The following is a 3,862-nucleotide window of genomic DNA, read 5'->3' on the forward strand; positions in this document are numbered from 1 at the left end:
TCGTTCTTTCCATGCTCGAAGAAAAGGTGTCGCTTGATTTCATCATGCGAGTGACGAAGCTGACGGCAGCACGGGTGCGCGAGATCGCCGCGCCGCATGGCTATATGATTTGAGGAGAACTAAGATACAATGACGATATTGGAAGCTGCACGCCGCAGGGCGGAGCAGGGGGAGAGGCTGAGCCTTGCGGACGCCTTGGCGCTCTACGAGGAGAACGACCTTCTTTTTCTCGCGGATGCGGCGCGGCGTGCGAAGGAACGCGCGAGCGGCAGGAGCGTTTTTTTTAATGTGAACCGCCATATCAATCTGACGAATATCTGTACGTCGGGCTGCCCCTTGTGCGCCTTTCAAGTGGCGGAAGGCGACAGTCATGGCTATGTGATGGAGGAGGCGGACGTCGCGCGCGTCCTTGCTGAGGCGAAGGAGGTCAAGCGGCTCGGCGAGATCCACATCGTCTCGGCGCTTCATCCGACGAAGCCTTTCGACTACTATCTCGGCGTTGTGCGCCAGGTCAAGGCGGCTCTGCCCGATGCCGACATCAAGGCGTTCACGCCCGTCGAGATCGTGCATTTTGCCGAGATGACGGGAAAGAGCGTCAAGGATGTGCTCGCACGTCTGCAGGAGGCGGGGCTTTCTTCGCTTCCGGGCGGCGGCGCGGAGATCCTCGCGGATCGCGTGCGCACGATCATCTGTCCGAAGAAGGCGACGGCCGCCCAGTGGATCGAGACGATGAAGGCCGCGCATTCTCTCGGCATACGCACGAACGCGACGATGCTCTACGGTCATGTGGAGACGATCGAGGAGCGCTTGCAGCATCTCGTCACTTTGCGCGACATCCAGGACGAGACGGGCGGCTTCCAGGCGTTCGTTTCTTTCCCGTTCCATCCGGCGAATACGCAGCTTGCGAAGGACTATGCGCTGGAGCGCGTCGGCTCGTGGGAGGACATGAAGATGATGGCGCTCTCGCGCCTTATCCTCGACAATATCCGCCACATAAAGGCGTTTTGGATCATGCTGACGATGCCCGTGGCGCAGCTCGCCTTGGGCTTCGGCGCGGACGATCTCGACGGCACGATCGGCGAGGAGAAGATCATCCACGCGGCGGGCGCCAAGACGGGCACGGGCATCACGCGCGAAAGGCTCTGCCGCATCATCCGCGAGGCGGGCTACGAGCCTGTGGAACGCGACACATTCTATCACGCGTTGGCGAGCGGAGAGGAGGAAGCGTAATGCGCCTGACGGAAAAGGAGGGCGAGGCTCTTCTCCTCGCACAAGATCCGATCGCGCTCGGCCGCGATGCCGACGCCGTGCGGTGCGCGCGCTACGGCAACCGCACGACGTTCATCGTCGACCGCAACATCAACTATACGAACATCTGCCGCAATGAGTGCAGCTTCTGCGCCTTCTACCGCCGCTTGGACGCGGCGGACGCCTATCTGCTCTCCTACGAGGAAATTCTCGAAAAGGCGCGTGAGACGGTCGAGGCGGGCGGCACGCAGCTGATGATTCAGGGCGGTCTGCATCCGGAGCTGGGTCTTGCCTATTACGAGGAAATGCTGCGCCTGTTGAAGCGCGAGTTTCCCATGCTGACGATCCACTCGTTCACGGCGACGGAGATCCTCTACTTCGCAGAGAAGGCGGGGCTTTCCGTCGAGGAGACATTGAAGCGCCTGCAGGCGGCGGGACTCGACAGCCTGCCGGGCGGCGGCGCGGAGATCCTCGTCGACCGCATCCGCAAGAGGATTGCGCCGAAGAAGATCATGACCGACGATTGGCTGCGCATCATGAAGACGGCGCACACGATCGGCATGGAGAGCACGGCGACGATGGTCATCGGCTTCGGCGAGACGATGGCCGACCGCATCGAGCACATGGAGAAGGTGCGCCGCTTGCAGGACGAGACAGGCGGCTTCCGCGCCTTCATCACATGGACGTTTCAGCCCGGCCACACGGAGCTTGGCGGCGAGAAGACAAGCTCGTGGGACTACTTGACGACGCTGGCTTTGACACGGCTCTACCTCGATAACATCGCGCACATCCAAGGCTCGTGGGTCACGCAGGGCGAGCGCATCGGGCAGCTGACGCTGGGCTTCGGCGCGGACGACCTCGGCAGCATCATGCTCGAAGAGAACGTCGTCAAGGCGGCGGGCACGCGCTACGAGATGTCGATTCAAAAGATGGTGCGCCTGATTCAAGGCGCGGGCAGAGAAGCCGCGCAGCGCGATACGGAGTACCGTGTTTTGAAAACCTTCAGCGAAAGGAGCGAATAAATGGCACAGCAAGAAATTCCCGCCGCATCGTTCGGCGTCGTCGGCGGCTCGGGCACGCTTTCGAGCGATTTTCCCGCGCGTCTTCCCGATGAGGATATAGAAATTCTCGCCGACAATCTCATCTTCGACACGCCCTACGGCAAAAGCCCCGCGTTTCGCCTGTTCTCGGTCGGCGAGGTGCGTGCGCTATCTTGTCGTATGCACGGCTGGCGCTCGGGCGTGACGCGTGCCGACGCTTCGCGCCAGGTCTTCTGGGTCTTCCGCGAGGCCGGTGTCGTGCGCGTCCTCTCCGAGGGCGGCGTCGGCACGGCGAATCATTTGCTTGATCCGCGCGATTTCCTGATTCCCGACGACTATCTCGACCTCTCGAACCGCAAGGACGTCATGCTCGACGGCAGGTATCTGCTCATCATGCGCGATGCCCTCTGCCCCGAGCTTCGCGCTTCGCTTCTGGCGGCGACGAAGAAGCGCTTTTCGGGGCGCATCTTCGACCGCGGCATTTACGCGTGCACGGACGGACGCCACTTCGAAAGTCCTGCCGAAGTCGCCATGCTCAAGGGCTGCGCCGACATCATCGGGCAGAGCATCTGCCCCGAAGTCTATCTCGCGCGTGAGATCGGCGCGTGCTATGCGGGGCTTTACTACGTCGTGAACTACGGCGAGGGCATCCGCCCCAAGTGGTCGTACGGCACGATGAAGGATATCTTCTACGACGACGCGCCGATGATCGGCGAGGTGCTCGCAGAAACGATTCGGGAAACGGCGGCGAAGGAGCGCCATTGCGAGTGCCTCGCGCTTCGCAAGGAAACACTGTTGAAGGACGTCTACAACGAGGCGTCGGCGAAGGGTTAGGGATGTGCGGAATTTCTCCGCACCTTCTCCATGAAAGGGAGGGCTTCTCCTTTGGACATCAAGGTCGTGGCGTACTTTTTGGGGCGCATCGCGCAGGCGGAAGGATTGATCTTCCTCGTGCCGCTCGCCGTTTCCCTGTGGTATGCCGAATCCTCTCGCTTGCCGCTCTTCGCTGCCGCCCTCTTGAGCGCGGCGGCGGGCACGGCGCTCCGCCGCGCGGGACAAGAGCCGGGCGAGCGCCTGACGCTTCGCGAGGGCATCGCCATCACGGGCGGCGGCTGGCTTCTGGCGACCTTCCTCGGCATGCTGCCGTACCTTCTGGGCGGTTATCTCGGCTACCTCGACGGCGTCTTTGAGAGCATCTCGGGCTTCACGGGCACGGGCGCGACCGTCGTCACTGACATCGAGGCTCTGCCGCAGGGCGTGCTCCTCTGGCGAAGCCTCACGCATTGGCTCGGCGGCCTCGGCATCATCGTCATCTTCATCGCTCTTTTGCCCGCGACGGGACAGAGCGCCATCACGATGTACAACGCCGAATCGAGCGCACAGGGCTCGGAGCGCGTCCTGCCGCGCCTCAAGAACCTCACGAGTGTACTCTTTCGCATCTACGTCGTCTTCACGGGCGCGGCGTTCGCCGCCTTCTTCGCCTGCGGTATGAGTGCGCTCGACGCCGTCAACCATGCGATGTCGACGATCGGCACGGGCGGCTTCTCGACGTACAACGCGAGCGCCGCGCATTT

At 62.4% G+C, this 3,862-nt stretch carries 4 protein-coding genes; all 4 read left to right on the forward strand.

Annotation, left to right across the window (positions count from 1 at the left end; genetic code table 11):
• Positions 1-129: 129 nt before the first annotated feature.
• A complete protein-coding gene (gene mqnE, locus ACTTKG_RS09580; RefSeq protein WP_442673979.1) occupies positions 130-1,230 on the forward strand; it encodes an aminofutalosine synthase MqnE in 1,101 nt (366 codons plus the stop codon).
• The gene (gene mqnC, locus ACTTKG_RS09585; protein WP_442673980.1) at positions 1,230-2,270 is read left to right on the forward strand and encodes a cyclic dehypoxanthinyl futalosine synthase; all 1,041 of its coding nucleotides are present in this window, start codon (positions 1,230-1,232) and stop codon (positions 2,268-2,270) included. Before mqnE ends, mqnC begins: the two co-directional genes overlap by 1 nt.
• Positions 2,271-3,122, forward strand: a complete 852-nt coding sequence (locus ACTTKG_RS09590) for an MTAP family purine nucleoside phosphorylase (RefSeq protein ID WP_442673981.1) — start codon at positions 2,271-2,273, stop codon at positions 3,120-3,122.
• Between the two features lie 51 nt (positions 3,123-3,173).
• A partial coding sequence (locus tag ACTTKG_RS09595) for a potassium transporter TrkG (protein WP_442673982.1) occupies positions 3,174-3,862 on the forward strand: 689 nt, incomplete at its 3' end.

The sequence above is a fragment of the Selenomonas sp. genome, from assembly GCF_052169755.1.
Classification (GTDB): Bacteria; Bacillota; Negativicutes; order Selenomonadales; family Selenomonadaceae; genus Selenomonas.